Genomic DNA, 22,446 nt, shown 5'->3' on the forward strand with positions numbered 1-22,446 from the left:
ACGATCTGTGAGTCAGGGTGTGGGATCACTGTGATCAAATGACAAGAAATGTGAGTAACTGGGTCGGGGTCAAAGTTATCCACAATTCATCCCCAGATCTGTCTGCGCTGATCACAGAGTTAATCACAAGGGCGATGACCCCTCTGATCTGCTGTGGAAGAAGAAAACGTGATGAGGATCTACAAATTACAACAATGAAATTACACAGCTGTGAATAACGGTGTGGATAACTTTTGGGTGGATAGCAAAGACGCCCCTACCCACGCCCGCGGGGAGGAAATTGCGGGAGGTGGGCAGGGGCGTCGCCAAGCGCTGCGTGGTGCTAGCGCTGGTTGTGGTTCTTCACGCGTTGGGTTAGGGCCTGGATCTCGTCGTACGTGTTGCGGTTCTCAGTCATCTCCTTACGGATCTTGCGGTCCGCATAGATGACGGTGGTGTGGTCCTTGCCGCCGAATTGATCACCAATCTTCGGCAGGGAAAGCTCTGTGAGCTCGCGGCACAGATACATGGCCAGCTGGCGGGCGTGGGCGACGGCGCGCTTCTTACCAGAACCGCGCAGGGTATCCACGTCGATGTCGAAGTAATCCGCTGTGACCTCGATGATGGCCGCCGCGGTGATCTGGCGATCCGCAGAGTCCGGGGCTAGATCGTGCAGGGCAATCTCCGCCATCTCCAAACTGATCGGCTCATTGACCAGAGAGGAATAGGCAGAAACGCGGATGAGCGCACCTTCCAGCTCGCGGATCGAAGATTCAAAGCGAGAGGCGATGAGCTCGAGGACCGAGCGATCGACGTCGGTGCCGTCCGCGGAAGCCTTCTTCATGAGGATGGCGATGCGCGTTTCCAGGTCTGGCGGCTGAATATCCGTAATCAGTCCTCCCTCGAAGCGTGTGCGCAGGCGATCCTCCAGCGTGGTCAGCTGTTTCGGAGGGCGATCGGAGGACAAAATGATCTGTTTATTGGCCTGGTGCAGCGCATTGAAGGTGTGGAAGAACTCCTCCTGCGTGGATTCCTTGCCTTCCAAGAACTGGATGTCATCGACCATGAGGATATCCAGGTTGCGATAGCGGCGCTTGAAGGATTCCTGGCGGTCATCACGCAGGGAGTTGATGTAGTCGTTGGTGAATTCTTCCGAGGAAACGTACTTCACGCGCAGGCCCGGGTGCAGGACCTGGGCGTAATTACCGGCCGCGTGCAGCAGGTGGGTTTTGCCCAAGCCGGAGCCGCCCCAAATGAAGAGAGGGTTATAGGCGCGGGCGGGGTTTTCGGCCACGGCCACGGCGGCGCCGTTGGCAAAACGGTTGGAGGACCCGATGACGAAGTTTTCAAAAGTGTGCTTCGGGTTGAGGGACTTTTCGCGGTTCGGGTTGTGCGCCGGTTCCTCGCGCGGGATGCGCGGCCCGGTTGCCTCGGGGTAGCCGTTCGGAACGCTGCTTTGCTGATCGCTGTAGTGCTGTGCCAACTCATCCAAGCTGGCCGGAGAATGCGCGGTGTCCCAGGAGCGCGGTTGATGGTGGCTTGGCGTCTCTGGCTGAGTAGGTGGAGTGGGCGGCATGGGTTGCTGGAAACCCTGTGCCTGGTGCCCCATGCCGTGCTCGGGCGCCTCGGTTTGGATGGGGCGCTGGGGTGCGGGCGCTTCAGGCGCTTCTTCGTGAGCCGGCTGCGGCGGCGCCGCAATGGTCACGGCCAAAGAACAAGGGCGCCCCATATGCTGCGACAAGGTGCGGGTGATGTACTCCCCCAGCTCGGCCTCGATGACATTCTTGGCGTTCTCGTGCGGGGCGGCGATCAGCGCGTAGCCATCACCGATCATGATGGGTTCTACAAGTTGAAGATTGAGGCGCTGGCTATGGGAGAAATTGGGTACGTCCGAACTTGGTTGTTCGGACTGAGCCAGTAAATCACTGACCACAGCTTTCCAGCTGGCCCGGAGGGCTGCTTGCGGATCAGACAAAACGCCTACCTTCTGTGTAGTTACAGTTCACGCGGTGTCATCGGCCGGGGCCGGCCACACCTACTCGGTTCCCTGAAGAAGAGGCCTAGGGAGCTGAGTATTTACTGCGTGACTGTGGGTTGGGGATCGGGGATGGACGGATGGATGAGGAGAGATACAGGATGAGAAATCACATGAAGTTGTAATTTCCACCGAAGATTCCACACGATGTTTTGGTGCGTAACCTCGGAATCCACAAGGTTATCCACAAGTGTGGATAGGTGGTTTATCCACAGCCTATCTCATAGCTGTGGATAACTGTACATCGGCTCCTCAATGCAGTTAACCTGCATAAACAGTGAAAGTCTCAAGTCTTCATTGAGAGTTATCCACACCCTGTGGGTGACTGTGGAATTCGATTCCTCAGTTGTACCGCGTTATGGGGGCGCTGTCTAACGCACTTTTATGCGCGCTCGGCACGATGGCGCCAAGCGCGGCGCAAGAACGGCGAGAGGGGGTGCTTGCCGCGCAGCATGTGGGCAAAAAGTGGCGTTCTAGCTGCGGATAAAAACATCTTTGTAATTTCGGGGACACCCAGTGTGTCGATTTGTTTCGCGCACTATCTGTCACGTAACCTGTGATGGTCTATCGCAACAGTGCATGGTGCACATGTTGCATGTGGGAATGCCTCGCCACGCCTCACGGCGCTTCACGTGCGAAGCCACATCCCCACGTACACCATTCATCAGTGGATGTTTATGCCCACCGCCCTCACCGGCGTGTGGCTGTGCCATCCACCAACAACTTCAAGGAGTTAATCGTGGCAAAGGGTAAGCGTACCTTCCAGCCGAACAACCGTCGTCGCGCTCGTAAGCACGGCTTCCGTACCCGCATGAGCACCCGCGCCGGCCGCGCCATCGTCGCCGCTCGTCGCAAGAAGGGTCGCGCTAAGCTCACCGCTTAATTCATGCTTCCAGCCCAGCACAAGCTCACGTCCCCGAGGCAATTTCGGAGGACCATCAAGGGCGGGCGCCGGGCGGGCACGCGCACTGTCGTCGTGCATTTGCGCTTTAACGACGGTGAAGACGACATCGCGGCCACTGGGCCGCGGTTCGGCCTCATCGTGTCGAAGGCCGTCGGGAATGCCGTGGTTCGCCACCGCACCTCCCGGCGGCTTCGTCATGTGTGCATGTCCCTCATGCGCGATGGCGTCAACGGGACAGTATTGCCCGCCAATGTTGACATTGTTATCCGCGCCTTGCCCGCTAGCGGTAGTGCCACCAGTGAGCGCCTTGAGCGTGATATCCGCAAAGCACTAAGCACATGGGATATCTGAACTCTCAAGGAGAGGAGATTCCTGAAGCCCGCGGGTTCGGGAGAGTCCTAGTTCACGGGGTGCGCTTCTACCAAAAGCACTTGTCAGGCCTTAAGATGGTCTCCACCTGTCGTTTTGAACCGACGTGCAGTGCCTATGCTCTCGAAGCCATCTCCATCCATGGAGCCTTCAAGGGGACGGGCATGGCGCTTGCCAGGTTATGCAAGTGCGGTCCCTGGCACCCGGGCGGGTTTGATCCGGTACCGACCAAACAACAACTGAGGTAAACAACTCTCGTGCTTAATTTCATTTATTGGCCAATTTCAGCCGTCCTGTGGTTCTGGCATTGGCTCTTGAGCTTCGTCCTTGATTCCGCATGGGGCGGAACCTGGATCATCGCCATCGTTCTTCTGACGTGGACGCTCAAGGCCATCATGGTCAAGCCGACCATCACGCAGCTGCGCTCTTCACGCAAGATGCAGGAGATCCAGCCACAAATTCAGGAACTGCGCACCAAGTACGCCAATGACCAGACCAAGGCTGCCCAAGAGATGCAGCGCATCTACAAGGAAGCTGGCGTGCGCCCCGTGGCGGGCTGCCTGCCGATGTTCGCGCAGATCCCCATGTTCATTGGTCTGTTCCACGTGCTGCGCTCCTTTGACCGCACTGTTGCCGTCGCCGGTGGCATCGGGCACCCGGCGGGTGAAGCAATGTCGGAGGAGATGAACGCCTCCATTGCGAACTACATCTTCGAACCTGAGCTGGTGAAGCAGTTCGTAGACGCCAAGATCTTCGGTGTCCCGCTCGTGGCGAACCTGCGCCTCGACTCCGGTCTGGAGATTGTTAAGGAAACCACCACCGCACAGGCGGCCTTCATCATCGTGCCGCTCATCGCCATCATTGCGACGCTGACCCACTTCAACGCCCGCATGACGCTGAACCGCCAGGAGGCGCGCCGCGCGGCCGGCAAGACCGCTACCCCGCAGGGTCAGAACGCGGAGATGATGCAGCAGCAGATGGCCATGATGAACAAGATGATGCTGTGGTTTATGCCGGCAATGCTGGTGTTCTCCGGCTTCATCTGGCCCATCGGCCTGCTCTTCTACATGCTGGCCAACACCGTGTGGACCTTCTTCCAAACCCGCATTGTTTACGCCAAGATGGACCGGGAGGAAGAAGAAGAGGCAGCCGCCAAGGCTGAGCTCAAGCGCACTTCTGCCCCGAAGCCGGGCGCACGCAAGAAGGATCACCGCTCTAAGAAACAGCGCCGCAAGAACAACTAGAACGTAACCCAGGAGTTTTCACAGTGACTGAATCTGTGTCCGACACTGTGCCACTGGACCCGTCTGACGTCTTCGGATCGCGTCTGCCGCTCGCGCAGAAATACCACGATTCGCTGGCTACGGACGGGTCCACCCGTGGTTTTATAGGCCCCCGCGAGGTCCCGCGCCTGTGGGAGCGCCACCTCATTAACTGCGCCGTGGTCGCGGAGGTAATGCCGCAGGGCGCCACGCTTATCGACGTCGGCAGTGGCGCCGGCTTGCCCGGCATCCCGCTCGCCATCGCGCGCCCTGACCTGAAGATCACTCTCATCGAGCCGCTACTGAAGCGCTCCACTTACCTCAACGAGGTCGTCGACCTGCTGGGCCTCGATAACGTCACCGTCATCCGCGGCCGCGCCGAGGAAGGCCCGGTGAAAAAGGCCGTTAAGGGTGCCGACATCGTGACCTCCCGCGCGGTGGCCCCGTTGGGCAAGCTGGCCAAGTGGTCCCTGCCGCTGGTTCGCAAGGGCGGAGAGATGATCGCTCTCAAGGGTTCCTCGGTGCACGAGGAGCTGGAGCGCGACGCTGCCGACATCAAGCGCGCCGGTGGCGGAAAAGCCGAGGTCATGACCATCCACGGCACCACCATTATCCGTGTCCCGCGCGTGAACTAAAGTAGACGGCATGACTCATCCTCGTCTTATCACCATCGCGAACCAGAAGGGTGGCGTGGGTAAAACCACCTCCGCCGTCAACCTTGCCGCCGCGCTCGCTGAGGCCGGCAAGAAGGTCCTGGTGATCGACTTGGACCCGCAGGGCAATGCCTCCACCGCGGTGGGCGCGGAGCACACCTCCGGCACCAAATCCAGCTATGAGGTTTTGTTGGGTGACTGCAGCGCGGAGGATGCGATGCAGCACTCCCCCGACGATGAAAACCTCTACTGCATCCCCGCCACCATCGACCTCGCCGGCGCGGAGATTGAAATGGTCTCCCTGGTTCGCCGCGAGTTTCGCCTGTATGACGCCCTGCACAACGGCTTCCTCGAAGAGCATGGCTTTGAGTACGTTTTTATTGACTGCCCACCGTCTCTAGGCTTGCTCACCATCAATGCGATGACGTGCGCAGAAGAGGTCATTATTCCCATCCAGTGTGAGTACTACGCCCTGGAGGGCGTGGGCCAGCTGCTGGGAAATATCTCCATGATCCGTGAGCACCTCAACGAGGATCTGCACATCTCCGGCGTGCTGCTCACCATGTTCGACGCCCGCACCAAGCTGGCAGAGCAGGTGGCCAATGAAGTGCGCGAGCAGTTCGGCGCCGTCGTCTTAGGCAACGTCATCCCGCGCTCCGTTCGCGTTTCGGAGGCGCCGGGTTATGGTAAGACGGTTATCGCTTATGACCCGTCGTCGACAGGCGCCCGCGCCTACGCCGCCGCCGCACGCGAGTTGGATAAGCGCGGGGACTACACGCCGCACCCCACCACGGGTGCCATTGGCGTGAGCCCAGAGATTTTCGCGGAATTGGAAGGATAGGACACCGTGGCAGATAAGAAGGCAGACCACAAGCCGGAGCAGCGCCAGGGCGGTTTGGGCAAGGGCTTGGCCGCGCTCATCCCGTCCGGCCCGGGTGCGCCCTCCCGCAAGCCACGCTTGGGAGATTCCGCCGCAGATATCATTCTCGGTGCGTCCACCGGCGCTCCTAAGGATGCCGGCACGAAAAGGGTGCAGGGTGCGCCCACTATCCAGCAATCCTCGGGTTCGAAGAAGCGTCAGGCCAAGCCTTCGGTGATTGGTGCGACTTACCGCGAGATTTCCGTCGGTGACATCATGCCCAACCCGAAGCAGCCGCGTACTGTCTTCGACGAGGATGACCTGGCCGAGCTGGTCCACTCCATCAAGGAATTCGGTCTGTTGCAGCCGGTCGTGGTCCGGCCTTCCGAGGAGGGCGGCTTCGAGCTCATCATGGGTGAGCGCCGCTGGCGCGCCTCTTCCAAGGCGGGCCTGGCCACCATCCCGGCTATCGTCCGCGATACCAAGGATGATGACCTCCTGCGGGACGCTCTGCTGGAGAATATCCACCGCGTGCAGCTCAACCCGTTGGAAGAAGCACACGCCTATCAGCAGCTTCTTGAAGAATTTGGGGTTACCCAAAATGAGTTGGCTGACCGCATTGGTCGCTCGCGCCCGCAGGTGACCAACATGATCCGCCTGCTCAAGCTGCCGGTGGACGTGCAGAAGCGCGTTGCCGCGGGTACGTTATCGGGCGGTCACGCCCGCGCGTTGCTGGGTTTGCCGGATGCAGAGGCCATGGAGCTCATTGCCAATCGCGTCGTGGCCGAGGGCCTTTCTGTGCGAGCCACCGAGGAAGCCGTCACCCTGTACAAGCGCGATGGCAAGCCAGCCGAGCCAACCAAGAAGCCCGCTGCCCCGCAGCCGCAGTTCTTTACGGACTCCGCCGAGCGCTTGGCTGATCGCTTCGACACCAAGGTCACCGTCACCATGGGCAAGCGCAAGGGCAAGATGGTCGTCGAATTCGGTGACCAGGAGGATTTCGAGCGCATCCTAGCGCTCATTGAGGGCAAAGAAGGCAGCTAGCTCGCCATGCTCGTTCAGGCCGTCAAGGAAGGTGTTGCTATCAACCCCTTGGCGGCCCGATCTATTTTTTGGGAGCTGAAAACCACGGTCGCTGACCCTGCATTTGAAAAGGAGGCATGGATCAGCGCCACCCTGCTGCGCTGCGGCGAGTGCGGTTTTACCGTGGGCGATGAGGCCACGCTCCTCTTCTGTCCGCCTGAGCTTGCCCCCGGTGTGGCCAAGCTGCCCACTTCCCCCGTCTCGGAGGATGCGGTCCTGGTGACTTCGCTATTTGTAAAGCCGCACCGCGCGGCGAAGGGCTTGGAAGCAGTGCTTCTCGACGCCACCATCATGCACCTCACCTCACGCGAGGCTAGCGCCGTTGAGGCCTTTGGCTTTCGTGATGCCCGCCAGGCCGAAGAGCTCCTCCGCGAGAAACCCGCTCGCATAGGCCTATTACCTGTGGAGACGCTGGAGTCCGCCGGTTTCATGGTGGTGCGTGATCACCCTATTACCCCGCGCCTGCGCCTCGAGCTTCCCCCGGCCTTTGACCTGCTGACCGCAGCCGCGGTGGAGGACCTCCTCGCCCGCGCTTTGGCCTAATCCCTTTAGGAAGAGCGCTCGGCGCGCAGCAGCTCGTCGAAGCGGTAGGTGCCGGTCACGGCGGTGTCATCGTCCAAGAGGTAGAGGCGCTTGACGGAGACGACAATCGCTTCGGCGATGTCATCGCGGCGATCCGGGTTGGTCAGGATTGCCACGTCCCTGGGGCTGGTCAGGTAACCCAGCACCACCTGCACCACCGGCATCTGCGTCAGGCGTAACAACGCCCACGTGCGGCCGTGGTTGCGGCAGTTACCCAGCTCGGTGCGGGCAACGATCTCACGCTGGATGAAGCCGGAGAGCGTCTCGCCGATGAGGGAAGAGTTGCCGGATTCCGACCCAAAGTAGAAGGTGGCTACGCCGTTGGCTTTCTCCGTGGGGTATTCATCGCAGGCCAGTGAAATAACCAGGTCGGCGTCGAATGCATTGGCCATATCTGCGCGGTCACGAATCGATGGGTCATCGTTGCGCGGGCGGGAGATGATGGTCTCCATGCCGGCGGCGATCATGCGCCCGGCAACGCGCTCGGCCAAGTCCCAGAGGATCTCCTCCTCCGTGATGTCACCAAAGCGTCCCCTGACCGTGCGGCCCTTGTTGAGGCCACCCAGGCTGGGGTCGATCACAACGCGCTTGCCGGCCAGCTTCGGCCCGGCGTTGCGCACGCGCTCGCGTTCCTGGATATTGTGCGCCGAGCCGCCAGTGATACGCCGACCCAGCAGGTTGAGGGCGTTAATGGTGGCAGGGCCACAGATCCCGTCACTGCGCAGGCCAGAGTTGAGTTGGTATTCCGCCAGCGCCGCGTAGGTGCGGGCACCGAAATGGCCATCGATGCGTTCTTGGTAGAAGCCAAGCTCCTGCAATTGTTCTTGGAGCTGTGCTACGTCATCGCCCACCTGCACGTTGCCCGGTTCATAGGCCAGAACGCGGGCGCCCAGCGTGTAGGAAGCCTGGCGCAGCTCGCGCAGAGTGAGGTCATCAATATCGCCGCTAGGCACGATGCCGCGGGATTGCTGGAAGGCCTTGAGGACCTCGGCCAAATTGTTATCAAAGTGCTTATCGGCTTCGGAGTACTTTTGCTTCTTCCAGTCGGACAACGTCCCCTGGTAGTCAGTCATGAGGCCGAGGCGGGCAAGGGTTGCGCGTGCTTCGGCGACCCGAACGCTCTGGTCACCTACACGTAAAACGCGGTTCACACCTACCCCTTTCGTGATCAAGGAGGCGCACCGCAGTGCGCCATCAACGAGTTAAAGAATACCAGTTAGAGCTGTTTCTTTATCTGCGCCACGATGTCGGCCTTGGAACGCAGGCCGACGAACTCATCGACCTTCTCACCGTTCTTGAAAATCAGCACGGATGGGATCGACATGATCTGGAACATGGCACCCAGGGTGCGCTCCTCGTCCACGTTGACCTTGACCACGGAGACGTCATCACCGAGTTCTTCGGCGACCTCTTCGAGAATCGGGGACAACTTCTTGCACGGCCCACACCATTCAGCCCAGAAGTCCACGACGACGGGCTTGCCTGCCTCCACGACGTCCGCGCGGAAGGAATCAGTAGTGACGTTCTTAATGTTGCTCATGTGACTATTAACGGTTATCGGCGAGGAAATGTTCCGCATCAATGGCCGCGCGGCAGCCGGAGCCAGCCGCGGTGATGGCCTGCTGGTAGTGGTCATCCACCAAGTCGCCGCAGGCGAAGACACCGGGCAGCGAGGTCTTAGTCGAAGGCTGCTCCACGACAACGTAGCCAGCCTCATTGGTGGCCACCTGGCCCTCGAGGAAGCCGGAGCGCGGGTCATGGCCAATCGCCACAAACATGGCGGTGACATCGAGTTCGCTGGTTTCGCCGGTTAGGGCGTTCTTGACCTCCAGGCCGCCAACCTTGCCGTCCTTATCCAGGACGCGCTCAACGGTGGTATTGGTCAGCCACTTGATCTGTGGGTTCTCCTTGGCGCGCTCCAGCATGATCTTGGAGGCGCGGAAGTTCTCGGAGCGGTGGATGATCGTTACGGTTTCGGCGAACTTGGTGAGGAAGGTGGCCTCCTCCATGGCGGAATCGCCGCCGCCGACGACGGCAATGTTGTGGCCCTTGAAGAAGAAGCCATCGCAGGTGGCGCAGGCGGACACGCCGCGCCCAGCGAGCTCGGATTCACCCGGAATGCCCAGGTAGCGCGGCGCTGCACCGGTGGCGAGGATGACGGTGCGGGCCTCAAAGACCTCGTCACCGACGTGCAGCTTCTTCACCTCGCCCTCGAGCTCGACGGAATCGACAACCTCCATGCGCAGGTCCGCACCGAAGCGGATGGCCTGGGCGCGCATTTCTTCCATGAGCTCGGGGCCCATGATGCCCTTCTGGAAGCCCGGGTAGTTCTCCACCTCGGTGGTGTTCATGAGTTCGCCGCCGTATTCAAAGCCCTCGAAGACGATGGGATTGAGCTCGGCACGTGCTGCGTAGAGTGCTGCGGTGTAGCCGGCGGGGCCGGAGCCGACGATGGCGACATCGTGGATGGTCACAAAAAACTCCCTTGAGACGACAATTCCGATCAAGAATCAGATTCTACTCGGCCTCAGTCTATCGCCGCACGCAGCACTTGCCGAGCCCGGGCTCGCCGCGATTTCACCGTGCCTGGCGCAACGCCCTGCACTTTGGCCACCGCATCGATGGGATAGCCTGCTACGTCGGTCAGGTACAGCGCTTCTCGCTGGTCCTGGCGCAACGTCTCCATCGCTTGGGCCACCGTGATGCGTTCCGCCAAGTTCTCACTGGGATTGTGCGCGAGTGCGTAGTTGCGGTCATCCTCAATGATCTCTGCATCCAGGGAGGCGTTCTCCCGGTTGGAGCGATGGTTGAGGAAGTCATAGCCGGAGTTCATCACCAGCCTGTGCAGCCATGTGCTCAGCGTGGCATCGTGCCGGTAGGAGGCCATGTTGCAGCTGGCCTTGAGCAGTGCCTCCTGCACGATGTCCTGCGCATCATCATCGTTGCGCGTATAGCGCCGCGCCATGGCCGTCAGGCGCGCACGGTGCTTCTCGACGATTGCCGAAAAGGCCTTAGTATCTCCGCCAATGAAGGCGTCGACGAGTTCACGATCGGTCGGCTGAGCTGACAAGAAGAATCCCCCCGGAAACTTGAGCAATGACACATGGGTCAACACAGTCCCTTGGCCGAAGCCGATGGTGTGTGATTGTCCCCCGTTAATGTGCTTGTGAGTTTACGGGAAGATTCTGCAGTCCGCTACGCGCCGCGTCTACTGCGCCGCACGCACGCGTTGCGCGCGACGCAGCGCATCCTGGCATTCCAGCAGCACGCGGCGCAGCGCCCGAGGGCGTTCGCTGCTCAGGAACTCGCTGGTGGCGGCGTCGGCCATCGCGAGATCCGGGTAAAGCCCGCGCACGAGGCGGTTAGCAATCTCGATGGGGTGCTCCTCCCAGAGCTTCGCCAGAGAGTCGAAATACTCCTGGGCAAAGGCCTCGGTGAGGTGGGCCGAGCACGGGGCGTTAAACGCCGCGAGCAGGGAATCCACCTCCGCGTTGGAGTACTTACCCGGCGTGCGTACGAGATCGAAGACTTCGCGCTTGAGCTCGGCAGATGGGAAAGCGTGGGAGGCGCCCAGGTAGGCGGCGGCACCGGTGAGCGTGTTATCGCGCTCCTTCTCCGCCTCCAGCTCATCGGAGTTCACGGCATCGCGGGCGGCCAAGGCGCGGAGGATGGCCCAGCGGATGTCCGGGTCGAGGGCGAGGCCGTCGAGGGAGCCGTCGTAAAGCGCGCGCAGACGTGGCGTGCCGGATTCTGCTGGGTTGGCCGCGAAGGCCTGGATGGCGGCGCGGGCGACGGTGAGCTGCGCATCGGAGCCTGCCGGCGCCTGCTGCAGAACCTCCCAGAGGCGCTCGGCATAATCGGCGCGAATCTCTTCGCGGTCATCCTCGCTCACGAAGTGGTCGATGGCATAGCGGGCATTGGCAAAGGCTGTGGTCAGAAGCGTGGGGTTGGACTCCGCCGGGGCGTGGTTGAGCACCGTGTCCAGGTAAGAGCGTACCGGCCACTCGCCATCGCGGGTGAGATTCCACAGGGAAGTCCAGATGACCGCGCGGGAAAGCTCATCCGGAACTTCAGACAGGCGCGTGCGGATGGTGTCCAGGGAGGTCTCGTCGAAGCGGACCTTGGCGTAGGTGTGGTCGGCGTCGTTAAGCAGCAGCAATGCAGGGGCCTGGAGGCCGGATACCTCGTCAAGGATGGTGCGCTCGGCCTCCAGATCGACGTCGAGGGTGGCGTATTTGTTCAGGGAGTCATCGAAGAGTGCCACGTTGAGGCGGTGCGGGCGCGTGGTGTCCTCGGCCTCGACAGCGATGGCGAGCTCGTGGATCTTATCGCCGTCCGTGTGCAGCTCCGGGGTGAGCGTATCCGGGCCCCACGTGCGAAGCCAAGATGTGGACCAGGCGTCCAGGTCGCGGTCGGTGTGCTTCTTCAGGGCCTTGAGGAGGTCGTCGAAGGTGGCGGCAGCAAAGGCGTGCTTCTGGAAGTAGTCGCGCGCGCCGGCGTAGAAGTTCTCCCGGCCCACGTAGTGCACCAGCTGCTTGAGCACCGCCGCACCCTTGGCATACGTAATGCCGTCGAAGTTCTGGCGCGCGGCATCCACGTCCGGGATCTCGGCCTTGATCGGGTGCGTGGTGGGCAGCTGATCCTGCAGGTAGGCCCAGTTCTTGCGCTGGCCGGCGAAGTTGACCCACGCCTCGGTGTATTCGGTGGCGTGCACCGAGGAATCCGCGCCCATGAACTCCGCGAAGGACTCCTTGAGCCACAGGTCATCCCACCACTGCGGGGTGACCAGGTCACCGAACCACATGTGAGACATCTCGTGCAGGATGGTATTCGTGCGCCCGGCATGCTGCGCGCGGGTGGCGGCGGAACGGAAGAGGTAGTGCTCCGTAAAGGTCACGAGGCCGGGGTTCTCCATGGCGCCCAGGTTGTATTCCGGAACGAAGATGGAATCATACTTGCCCCACGGGTACGGGTAGCCAAAACTGCTGTGGAAGAAGTCCATGCCTTGTGCTGTGACCTGCAGGATTTCATCATCCAGGTATTCGGCCATGGAGGCGCGGGCAAAGGCGCGCAGCTCCACTTCCAAGGAGCCATCGGGGGCGGTCCAGGTGCTGTGCTTCTCGACGTACGGCCCCGCCGCAAACGCCGTCAAATACGTCGACAGCAGAGGGGTCGGCGCGAAGTGTGCCACTTCCCCGCTATCCGTCTTCTCGCGGCTGATCTCCGGTTGATTGCTGAGCAGCTGCCAGCCTTCCGGGCCGGTGAGGTGCACCTCGTAGCTGGCCTTGAGATCCGGCTGGTCAAAGCAGGGGAAGATGCGGCGGGCATCGGATGGCTCGAGGTGCGAGTAGAGGTAGGTGGTGTCATCGGCCTGGTCGTGCATGCGGTGCAGGCCCTGGCCGGTGCGGGAGTAATAGGAGGAGCCGGTGATCTCCACGGTGAGTTCCTCCCCCACTGGAAGGTTGCTCAGGTAGACCCGTCCACCGTCGAAGGTGTTCTCCACCTCCTTGTCGTTGACGCGCACTGCGTGCACGGCCTTGCCCAAGTAATCCACGAAGGTCTCGGGCTTAGTGGTGGTGAACGTAATACGTGAGGTGACCTCGTAGGAGTCGGCGTCGGTTGGCGCGCTCGTGACGTCGAGGTGCAGATCGTAGGTGCTCAAACGCAGCGCGGTGCTGCGGGCGGTGGCTTCTGCATGGGTGAGGTTTGCGGTAGTCATGCGCTACATCTTAAACGTCGCTGCGGTGCGTATCACAGGTAAGCTGCCCGGAGTTGTTTATTACTCGGTTGTGGCGCCTTAGTCGTCAAAAAGTTGTTGCCCGTAGTGCCGAAATGGGCACTACGGGCAACAACTAAAAACTACTTCTCAAGGCGAGGTATCACGCCTGACGGCCTACTGCTTGATGGCAGAAACCTCGAGCTCGATCTTGATCTCCTCGGAGACGAGCACGCCGCCGGTCTTCAGCGGAGCGTTGAAGTCGATGCCGAAGTCGGTGCGGTTAATGGAGGTCTTAGCCTCGAAGCCAAGGCGGGTGTTGCCGAAGGGATCCTCGGCCACGCCGGTCTCTTCTACCTTGAAATCAACGGACTTGGTGGTGCCCTTGATGGTGAGGTCACCGGTGACGGTGCCCTCACCCTCGTCGTTAACGTCGAACTTGGTCGCGGTGAAGGTCATCTCCGGGAACTTCTCTACGTCGAAGAAGTCCTCATTCTTTACGTGTGCATCGCGATCAGCGTTCTTGGTATCGATGGACGCCGTCTTCACCGTGGCGGTGGCGGCGGAGTCAGTAATGTTCTCCCCTACGGTCAGGGTGCCTTCGAACTCGTTGAAGTTGCCGCGCACCTTGGTGATCATGGCGTGGCGGGCAACAAAGCCGATAGTGGTGTGTGCCGGGTCCAGTGCATACGTTCCTGCGGTGATAGTCATGGGTTCCTCGTTTCTTCTAGGTTTCTCTAGATTGTTGACGTGACAACAAGAATTATACGCTCCTTCACTTATCTGTCAAGGGAAGAAATTGCAAGAACACTAAAGCCCCAGACCTGCTACCCGAAACCTGCAGGTGGGCGTCGTCAAGCGCGTGGCGCGTCTGAGTCAGCGAGCAGGGAGTTTCGGGATCGAGGTCTGGGGAAATGCGTGAGGTGGTGGGTTAGTTGGTTGGGATGCCCACCAGGGTGGCCTCCTTCAGTGTGACGGAGCCGGACTTGGGCATGTCGGTGAAGACGATGAGGGCGCCGTCGAAGGCCACGGGCTTCTCCTTGAGCTCGATGTCTTGGCGCGCGTTGGTTAGCGTGCCGTGTGCGAGCTCGGTGAGCTTGCCGGAGTCAGGATCCGTGGGGTCAAAATCTTTGGTATTAACGCCATAGACTTCGTACTTGGCGCCGGTGGACTTGCTCTGCTGAAGCGGTAGCGCGCGGAGTTGCGTGGGCTTGTCAATGCTGAGCAGGAGTCCAGTGTCTGCCTTCTTCGTGGACCATGAACCAGATACTTCCTTGCCCTCCGGAACGGAGGTGGTCTTGACGTCCTTCAGGAGCACCGGCGGCACGTTGGGGAATGAGGTTTCAGTCGTCGATTCGCTCTTCGTCACCACTGGGGAAGTCTTTTCATTTCCCACATGAGACAGGATCCACACGCTGAGCGCGGCCATTGCCACGACGAAGAGGGTGGCCAGCGCGCCTAGGACGATGATGCCGGAGCCAGAGTAACCGCGGCCGCCGAAGCCCGGTGCGGGGCTCGGGTCCTCCTTGCGCGGGGTCTCCTCGACTGGAATCTGGAGGGTCTCCTCGCCCTCGTCGCCATCGCCGGCGAAGGCCGCCAAGCGGTTGGCGATGTCCTCGAGATCGGAGTCCTGGCCCTCCTCGGCGTCGGCAGCAATCTCCTGTAGCACCTCCGGTGTCGGACTGGTGGACTCCACGAGGAGCGAGATGGCGGAGGCCAGCGCCGAGCGGTCAGTCTCCTCATCGTTGCTGTGCAGCACCGCGGGGAAGGCCAGGGTGGCAATGCCCTCAGTGGAAATGCGGATGCGGTTGCGGTTCTCAATTCCCAGCACGAGGCCCGCCGCGTGGGCAGCAGCCGTGGTGCGCACCAGCGGGACTAAGGCGTGGGCGACGGCGCGCGGATCGAGGTCCTCATCCTCCGAGACCGTCTTCAGGGAGGTGCCCTCCACCCAGTCCGCCACGACGAGGCAGCCCTGGCGGTAGGACAGGATGTCGATGTTCTCCGCCATGGCATCCAGTTCCATCTCAGCCAGGCGGCGCGTGGCGCGGGAGACTTCGGCGGAGCGGCGGGCGGCTACCGCCGGGGTGGCCGGTGCCATCGGAGCCTCGCCCGTGGTGTCCACGAATGTCAGCGATACCAGGCGGCCGGTGGCCTGCTCGCGGGCCTTCCAGAAGCGGGTACCCGCGGCAGAGCCGTAGTCCTTGAGGAGGCGGAAGCGGCCATCGGATACCGGTGCGCCCGGCACCAAGCGTGGCCCGCGGACAATACCGGCGGACATCGGCGGCGGTACCGGCGAGGAGTTGAAGGCATCCACGCTGAAGATCGGCTGGATCTCCAGCTGCTCTGGGGCCTCGACCTCGATGGCCTCGGCATGCTCGATCTTGATGATGCGGGACATGCCGGGGATGCGCTGCAGCTGGCGGCCAAGGTTGATGACTTCCGGCAAACCCGAGCGCGAAAGCACGATGCCGGTAACAGCCACGAAGATGAGGCCCGCCACGGCAAGCTTCAGCAGGTACACGAACGGCGGCACCTGCTCCGGGAGCACGAGGTTGATGACGTAATTGATGACGAAGGCCACCACGAGGCCCACGAGGGAGGCCAGTACTGACCAGATAGTCGTCGCGATAACCGCGCGGCCACCCAGGCTGCCCAGCTTTCGCTTGAGCAGGAAGCCGCCGATCACCGCGCCGGCCACGAAGCCGAAGCCGTTGGCAGTGCCCAGAAGGACGACCACGCGGTCGGGGGAATCCGCCACGTGTGGGGCAAACAGGGAGAGCACCGACTTGGTGAGCGTGATGCCGGCGATGATAAACGTCGGCGTCCACGCTTCCTCACGGGCGTAGAACACGCGCAGGTGCAGTAGCACGAGGGCGTATGGGATGAGGGTAAAGGCAGAGAAGCTCAGCGTGAGGCCGAGTACCTCGGCCGCCTTGGCGTTGAAGGCGCCGTATTGGAAAAGGCCGCGGGCGATCGGGATGCCGAATCCCGTCATGAAGATGACGATGGGAATCAGGGCGATAAACGTCAGCTTCGTGCCCAGCGTGAGATCCCGAACCACGGCCTTGACGTCACCGTCCGCGGCGTTGCGGGACAGGCGCGGCATAATTGCGGTGAGCAGCGTGACGCCAATGACGCCATAGGGCACCTGCAGGAGAAGCCATGCCTGCTGGTAGATAAACGGCGCTTCTTTGTCAGCATGGGCCGCCACGCGGGAAGTGATGACGTAACCCAGCTGGGAAACCGCTACGTAGGCCACGATGGCCATGGCCATCCCGCCGAACTGCTTGAGGCGGTCATCCAGACCCCACAGCGGCTTGAGGTTAATGCCCGCCTTCTTGAGATAAGGGAAAAGGATGAGGCATTGCACCACCACGCCCGCCGTGGTGCCTAGGGCTAGGAGCAGCACGTGCCGGTCCGTGATCGGCGAAGGCGCATCGGGATGCAGACTGCCCGGCAGCAGCTGGTAGGCCACGAGCACCGTAATCGAGATGATGTTATTGACCACCGGTGCCCACGCGCCCGGCCCAAAGATGTTCTTCGTGTTGAGCACCGCTTGGAAGAGCGCGAAGAGCCCGTAGAAGAAGATCTGTGGCAGCAGTAAGTAGGCAAAGGAGGTGGCCTGCACGGCATTGACCTCGCCGTCCTCCGGCAACATCATGCGTGTCAACTGCGGGGCAAAGATGCAGGAAAGCACTGTGATCGTGGCCAGCAGGGAGAAGGCCAGCGTGAAGAGGCGCCGGACAAAGTCCTCGCCACGGTCAGCGTCTTCCTTTTCCGCGCGTACCAGCACGGGCACCACGAGCGAGGTCAGCACCGCGCCCAGCACGATCTCCGTGATGAGGTTGGGCAGCTGGTTCGCCGTGGTGAAGGCGGAGGAAATAGCCGGGCCGAGCGACGAGCCGATGAGCACGTTGCGGATGAATCCCGTGATGCGGGAAATCATCGTCGCAATGGCCATGGAGCCGGTCGCGCGAACGACGGCGCCGTCGGAGTTCTTTTCGCCGGAGGGCTCACTCGAGGCAGCGGCTGCCTTGCCCTTCAGTCCCGAGCGGTCCTCGAGTTCGTCGTCGACAGCAACGACGCCACTCGGCGCGCGCTTTTCCGGTACCGGCGCCGGTGGCGAAGGCGTGACAATGCGTCGGCGGGCACCAGACTTAGGTTCATGTGTCATTGAGAAAACTATCCGTGAGACTTCTTTTTCTTCCACTTACCCAGCCGGAACAATGCGGCAAGGACGAGGGCGAGCGCGGCGATCGCGCCGACTCCATAGACGCTAACGATACCGGCACGCGTCTGCACCGTGATATCGATTGGATCCGAAATGAGGTGCTCAGATGGTGTTGCAAGCCACAGGCGCAGCGACATCTGGTCAACGTTGCTGGGCAGGTCAGCGGTCATGGACACGGTAATAGATCCCTTGGCTGGGATGTGAATCAAGTCCTGCGTGTTCAACGTGGCGCCGTCGGGGGCGTCGTAGGCTAGGTGGGCGTCGACAGGCAGCGGCAGGCCGTTCTCCGCCACGATGAGCAGCGGTGATGACTCTGAAACGCGGGTAAAGACGTTGCCCGGCGGGATGAGCGCCACGGAGGCGCGGAGCTCGCGGAGCATATCCGCGTTTTTCTCCAGCCGGGAGCGGCTCTGCTCCACCGAGGATGGAAAACCGTGGAGGCTGGAGCGGTCGGTAGCGCTGAGCGCCGTGAGGAGATCGCGGCGCAGGGGTGCCGTGAAGTTATAGCGCGTCATGGCGATACCGGGATCGTTGACCATGATGGACATCAGCTCATCGGTATAGCGCGCCTGCTGCGTCACCTGTGTGATCTCGGCGTCGTGGAAAGCTGCGGGATCTGGGTAGGGACTTCCGGGGTTGCCGCTGCCGGGCTCGATGGGCAGCGCGGCAACGGGACGGGGCTCGAGGCGCCCGGAATTGAGCAGGCGCTGCGCTGCTTCCATCACCGCGCGCGCGGCGGCAGGGTCCTGGAAGTTCGGCAGCTTGGCCACGGTCTCCTCTTGCGCGGACGCCACGCTTATCGACGCCCCCGCCGTCAGCGCCCTCGCCTGCTCTGAATCCATCGAAAAGTCGTAGCGCAGCTCCGGGTTGGAGTACCCAGTGGTCTGCGGCTTAGAACCGGTCTGGGCCAAGAGGGCTCCGAGGGAGGCATCAAAGGTGGCGGCCTTACCGGCCCACTCGGAATTATCCGCCACCAGCAGCGGGACGGGCATCGCGTGCTCGCTTGTCCCTGAGGCAGGCGCGGTCAGTGGCGTGCTGAGCGGGGCACCGAGGACGCGCTCGATGGTGTCAGCGCCCTGCTCGACGGCCTCGTGGGTGAGCCACTCGTTTCCTACCTGGGCCACGGCATCGGTGTCTGCGTTAGCCCACGGCATGAGCATGCGGCAGTCCACCTTCTTCAGTTTCTCCAGCCACGCGGCGGCGTCTTGGGCGCCCGCGCCCGGCTTGCCGCGATCGGAATCGGCGCTGCTAAACCAGGAATCGCGCAGGCGCGTGGGGTGTTTAGCGGTGGAGGGGCGGGTCTCGTTGACGGTGTAGCCGGCGGACATGCGGTCGGCGGCGTCGACAAGCGCGGGGTCCAGGGCCACGCAGCCTGAACCGTGCAGATCATGCTGCAGGTAGGCGTCGAGCAGCTGATCGAGGCGCCCGCCCGGTGAGAGCTGTTCAGCGAGCTGCTCGCTTTCTAAGATGAGCTCCTCGCCGCCGGTATCTCCCGGCACGACGTCGACCTGGGCGGTCACGGGATAGATCAGTGAGAACTCGTGTTTGCTGTCGTCTTCTGCGTCGGGCGTCGGATCCTGATTTTCGCCTCTGAAATCCAGGATGGTCCGCTCTTCCGCAAAGCTCGCGGCCTGGCCGTCGCGGGTGCCGGTGAGCGTAAACAGCAGTGGGTAGGCGCCGGGATCGGTGATGGCCAGCGTGGAGTCATCTCCCAACGCGGTGGGGACCTCCACGGTTACGTCGCGGCTCTCCCCCGGCTCCAGTGCTCCTGCGCCGAGCGAAGCCCCATAATAAGGAAAGGATCCCGCAGCGAGCTCTTGGCGGGCCTCCGTCGTGGAGTTCACAGCATTGCTGCGTCGGGAGGTTATTTGCAAGTCATCAACGGCGCTCTCGGTTGGGTTGTGGATGCGCAGCTGGACTTTAAGCGTCTCACCTACTCGCGCCTCCGTCGCGCTGAGCAAGCTGAGTTCGAGCTCATCGGGGCCGCGGGAGCCGAGCCAATAGTGGGAGTCGTTGCTCTCGGCGTCGGGAGTTTGTGCCTGGGCCACGGGGACGGCGCAGCCCACCGCCAGCGCCGTGATGGCAACCGCTGCGCGCCAACTCACCGCGGAGTCGCCTTTCCTGCGGCAGCTTCCTTTCGCGCGAGATCAGGGAGGAGGTCGTGGGCGATGCGGGCCAGCTTGCGCTCGTCCGCATAGGCAAGGTGCTCGATGAGCTCGGAGACCGGGATCCAGGACACCTCGGTGACCTCCGGGTCCTCGTCATTCATGATGCCGTCCACGAAACGCAGCAGGTGGTGGTGCACGGTCTTGTGAATGCGCACGCCATCGGAGACGAACCAATAATCAATCATGCCCAGGTCCGCGAAGACCTTGCCGTGGATTCCGGTTTCCTCCCATACTTCGCGCTCGGCGGTGAGTTCCTTGGCCTCGCCGTTTTCCACATGGCCCTTCGGCATGGACCACAGCAGGCGCCCGCGGCGGTCCAACCTGCCGATGAGTGCCACATAGATTTGGGACAGGTCGACGTTGCTGTCTTCGTCGACGGCCTCCGCCAATCCGGACACGACGAGTCCGCCTGCGGACGTCTCATCCCGCGTGGTCATGCGGTTGGTGGACGTGCGCTGGGGGCGTCCCGTGCGGTGGTTCCGGTGGCCCGCGCCCCGCCGGCGGCGGCGCTTGGACCCTGGCGTGTTCTTAGTCATCCCTGCTAATCGTAGTAGACTTCGATCCGTGAATTTTCAGGACACTCAGCTAATCGGCGTTCTTGCTCGCGCGGACGCCACCGTCGCCCAGCTCAGTGGCCTCCTCAGTGGCCTGGTGGAACGCTTCGCGCTTCACGACGCCCCCCTCTACCTCGTCGGCGGCTCCGTCCGCGATGCCCTGCTCGGCCGCCTGGGCAATGACCTCGACTTCACCACCCCGGCCCGGCCCGACGTGGTGTATTCGATTCTGGAGGAGTGGGCGGAAACCGTGTGGGATACCGGCATCGACTTCGGTACTGTCTCGGCGGCTTATAAGGGCCAGCAGATTGAGATCACCACCTTCCGCTCTGATAGCTACGACGGCGATTCCCGCAACCCCGAGGTGGTCTACGGCGACACGCTCGAGGGCGATCTCGTGCGCCGCGATTTCAAGGTCAACGCCATGGCCATCGAGCTGCGCCCGGACGGTACCCGTGAATTCCACGATCCAATGGGCGGACTCGATGACCTGGCGAATCGCATCCTCGATACCCCGGATGCGCCGGAGATTTCCTTCCACGATGATCCTCTTCGCATGCTCCGCGCTGCGCGATTCGCGGCGCAGTTGGAGTTTGACGTCGCCCAGCGCGTGCGCGATGCCATGAAGGACATGGCCGCTGAAATCCAGCGCATCACCGTGGAGCGCGTGCAGGTGGAGCTCAACAAGCTCATCTGCGGTGTCGCGCCGTGGAAGGGTATTGACCTGCTCGTTGACTCAGGTATTGCGGACTATGTGTTTCCGGAGATCCCGGCATTGCGCATGGCCCCCGACGAGCACGCGCAGCACAAGGACGTGTACGCGCACTCGCTCACCGTGTTGCGCCAGGCCATGGAGCAGGAAGAGGACGGTCCCGACCTGATCCTGCGGTGGGCTGCCCTGCTCCATGACATTGGCAAGCCGGATACCCGCGACACTACTGACGGCAAGGTCAGCTTCCACCACCACGAGGTCGTGGGTGCGAAGCTCACCCGCAAGCGCCTGCGCAAGCTGAAATTCCCCAAGGCCACGACCGAAGATATCGGCCAGCTGGTCTACCTGCACATGCGTTTCCACGGTTTCGGCGATGGCCAGTGGACCGATTCCGCCGTGCGCCGCTATGTCACCGATGCCGGCGATCTTCTCCCGCGCCTGCACAAACTTGTGCGAGCCGATTGCACCACCCGCAATGAGCGCAAGGCCCGCCGTCTCCAGCGCACGTACGATCAGCTGGAGGAACGCATCGCGGATATCGCGGCTAAGGAAGACCTCGCCCGTGTGCGCCCAGACCTCGACGGCAACGAGATCATGGAGATCCTCGGCCTTGAACCCGGCCCGGAGGTCGGCCAGGCCTGGTCTTACCTCAAGGAGCTGCGTCTGGAGGAAGGCCCTCTGGAGCGCGAGGTTGCTATTGCGAAGCTGCGCGAGTGGTGGAATTCTAGATAGGGATGTACGCAGACAGACTTTTCAACGCCCTCGAGCGCAATGATCCCGCCCCTGGCCAGCTCCTCGTGGCGGCTCCCGACGTCCTTGCGCCCCAGTACAATCGCTCCGTCATCCTTATCACCGAGCAACATGCGGGGCGTACGTATGGAGTGGATCTGACCAAGCGCTCCGAGGTCGCGGTCTTCAACGTCATGCCGGAGTGGCTGCCCGTGGTGGCTAAGCCGCAGGCCCTTTACATCGGCGGCCCGCACGACCAGCAGGCGGCCATCGGCGTGGCGCTGACCAAACAGGGCGTCGACATCGAGAAACAGCCTTCGTTGAGCCGCCTCGCCCCACGGGTGGCACTCGTCGATCTGCGCGTGGGTCCCGATGCCGTCACCGAACTGGTGGAAGGTATGCGCTTTTTCGCCGGTCATTTCGAGTGGGGACCGGGCGAACTCGATGAGGAAATCGATCGCGGTGAGTGGTACGTGGCCCCTGCGCTGCCCCAGGACGTGGTCTCCTCCGGATCGACAGATACGTGGTCAGACGTCATGCGCCGCCAAGCCATGCCCCTGCCGTTGTTTGCTACTTTCCCGCGCTATATCGATGAAGATAATTAGAGTTC

At 62.0% G+C, this 22,446-nt stretch carries 19 protein-coding genes and 1 pseudogene; 10 read left to right on the forward strand and 10 right to left on the reverse strand.

Annotated features, from left to right (window positions below):
* Window positions 1–322: 322 nt before the first annotated feature.
* A complete protein-coding gene (gene dnaA, locus ACUY3D_RS08180; protein WP_144014694.1) occupies window positions 323–1,954 on the reverse strand; it encodes a chromosomal replication initiator protein DnaA in 1,632 nt (543 codons plus the stop codon).
* Between the two features lie 799 nt (window positions 1,955–2,753).
* Between dnaA and rpmH the strand changes: the two genes are divergently transcribed.
* Genes rpmH through ACUY3D_RS08220 form a run of 8 tightly spaced genes read left to right on the forward strand, consistent with a single transcriptional unit; the run spans window position 2,754 to window position 7,687 of the window.
* The gene (gene rpmH / locus ACUY3D_RS08185) at window positions 2,754–2,897 is read left to right on the forward strand and encodes a 50S ribosomal protein L34 (protein ID WP_003847033.1); all 144 of its coding nucleotides are present in this window, start codon (window positions 2,754–2,756) and stop codon (window positions 2,895–2,897) included.
* 3 nt (window positions 2,898–2,900) lie between these two features.
* Window positions 2,901–3,269: a ribonuclease P protein component gene (gene rnpA / locus ACUY3D_RS08190; protein WP_070521939.1), complete on the forward strand. Its 369-nt coding sequence runs from the start codon at window positions 2,901–2,903 to the stop codon at window positions 3,267–3,269.
* Complete coding sequence (gene yidD, locus ACUY3D_RS08195) at window positions 3,257–3,535, forward strand: membrane protein insertion efficiency factor YidD (protein ID WP_070444526.1); 279 nt, start codon at window positions 3,257–3,259, stop codon at window positions 3,533–3,535. Before rnpA ends, yidD begins: the two co-directional genes overlap by 13 nt.
* Before the next feature lie 9 nt (window positions 3,536–3,544).
* Complete coding sequence (gene yidC, locus ACUY3D_RS08200) at window positions 3,545–4,531, forward strand: membrane protein insertase YidC (protein ID WP_269948679.1); 987 nt, start codon at window positions 3,545–3,547, stop codon at window positions 4,529–4,531.
* A gap of 23 nt (window positions 4,532–4,554) precedes the next feature.
* Window positions 4,555–5,184, forward strand: coding sequence for a 16S rRNA (guanine(527)-N(7))-methyltransferase RsmG (gene rsmG, locus ACUY3D_RS08205; RefSeq protein WP_070524939.1), 630 nt, complete (start codon window positions 4,555–4,557; stop codon window positions 5,182–5,184).
* A gap of 10 nt (window positions 5,185–5,194) precedes the next feature.
* Window positions 5,195–6,043, forward strand: a complete 849-nt coding sequence (locus ACUY3D_RS08210; RefSeq protein ID WP_070521927.1) for a ParA family protein — start codon at window positions 5,195–5,197, stop codon at window positions 6,041–6,043.
* A 6-nt stretch (window positions 6,044–6,049) separates the two neighbouring features.
* Entirely contained in the window at window positions 6,050–7,105 is a 1,056-nt protein-coding gene (locus tag ACUY3D_RS08215) for a ParB/RepB/Spo0J family partition protein (RefSeq protein ID WP_070521924.1), read from the forward strand.
* 6 nt (window positions 7,106–7,111) lie between these two features.
* On the forward strand, window positions 7,112–7,687 hold the full coding sequence (locus tag ACUY3D_RS08220) for a hypothetical protein (protein WP_070521920.1): 576 nt from the start codon (window positions 7,112–7,114) through the stop codon (window positions 7,685–7,687).
* Between the two features lie 5 nt (window positions 7,688–7,692).
* Here the strand turns inward: ACUY3D_RS08220 and ACUY3D_RS08225 are convergent, their stop codons facing one another.
* The 9 genes and pseudogenes from ACUY3D_RS08225 to ACUY3D_RS08265 form a co-directional block, all read right to left on the reverse strand.
* Complete coding sequence (locus ACUY3D_RS08225) at window positions 7,693–8,877, reverse strand: N-acetylmuramoyl-L-alanine amidase (RefSeq protein ID WP_448240829.1); 1,185 nt, start codon at window positions 8,875–8,877, stop codon at window positions 7,693–7,695.
* A 65-nt stretch (window positions 8,878–8,942) separates the two neighbouring features.
* Window positions 8,943–9,266, reverse strand: a complete 324-nt coding sequence (gene trxA, locus ACUY3D_RS08230; protein ID WP_070533604.1) for a thioredoxin — start codon at window positions 9,264–9,266, stop codon at window positions 8,943–8,945.
* Between the two features lie 7 nt (window positions 9,267–9,273).
* On the reverse strand, window positions 9,274–10,200 hold the full coding sequence (gene trxB / locus ACUY3D_RS08235) for a thioredoxin-disulfide reductase (protein ID WP_070521911.1): 927 nt from the start codon (window positions 10,198–10,200) through the stop codon (window positions 9,274–9,276).
* A 53-nt stretch (window positions 10,201–10,253) separates the two neighbouring features.
* Window positions 10,254–10,796, reverse strand: coding sequence for an RNA polymerase sigma factor (locus ACUY3D_RS08240; protein WP_070521975.1), 543 nt, complete (start codon window positions 10,794–10,796; stop codon window positions 10,254–10,256).
* Between the two features lie 138 nt (window positions 10,797–10,934).
* Complete coding sequence (gene pepN / locus ACUY3D_RS08245; RefSeq protein ID WP_448240830.1) at window positions 10,935–13,445, reverse strand: aminopeptidase N; 2,511 nt, start codon at window positions 13,443–13,445, stop codon at window positions 10,935–10,937.
* Between the two features lie 174 nt (window positions 13,446–13,619).
* On the reverse strand, window positions 13,620–14,153 hold the full coding sequence (locus tag ACUY3D_RS08250) for a YceI family protein (RefSeq protein WP_070521904.1): 534 nt from the start codon (window positions 14,151–14,153) through the stop codon (window positions 13,620–13,622).
* Window positions 14,154–14,373: 220 nt separating this feature from the next.
* Complete coding sequence (gene murJ, locus ACUY3D_RS08255) at window positions 14,374–17,616, reverse strand: murein biosynthesis integral membrane protein MurJ (RefSeq protein ID WP_154762371.1); 3,243 nt, start codon at window positions 17,614–17,616, stop codon at window positions 14,374–14,376.
* Between the two features lie 8 nt (window positions 17,617–17,624).
* The gene (locus ACUY3D_RS08260) at window positions 17,625–19,778 is read right to left on the reverse strand and encodes a hypothetical protein (protein WP_070624100.1); all 2,154 of its coding nucleotides are present in this window, start codon (window positions 19,776–19,778) and stop codon (window positions 17,625–17,627) included.
* Window positions 19,775–20,359, reverse strand: a pseudogene (locus tag ACUY3D_RS08265) (NUDIX hydrolase); the annotation flags it as partial. The pseudogene ACUY3D_RS08265 and the gene ACUY3D_RS08260, both read right to left, overlap by 4 nt.
* A 46-nt stretch (window positions 20,360–20,405) precedes the next feature.
* On the opposite strand from ACUY3D_RS08265, the gene ACUY3D_RS08270 reads away from it, so the two are divergent.
* Entirely contained in the window at window positions 20,406–21,839 is a 1,434-nt protein-coding gene (locus ACUY3D_RS08270) for a CCA tRNA nucleotidyltransferase (protein ID WP_070533615.1), read from the forward strand.
* Window positions 21,840–21,841: 2 nt separating this feature from the next.
* A complete protein-coding gene (locus tag ACUY3D_RS08275) occupies window positions 21,842–22,441 on the forward strand; it encodes a YqgE/AlgH family protein (RefSeq protein WP_070521889.1) in 600 nt (199 codons plus the stop codon).
* Window positions 22,442–22,446: the final 5 nt, after the last annotated feature.

It is taken from the genome of Corynebacterium guaraldiae (genome assembly GCF_053480195.1).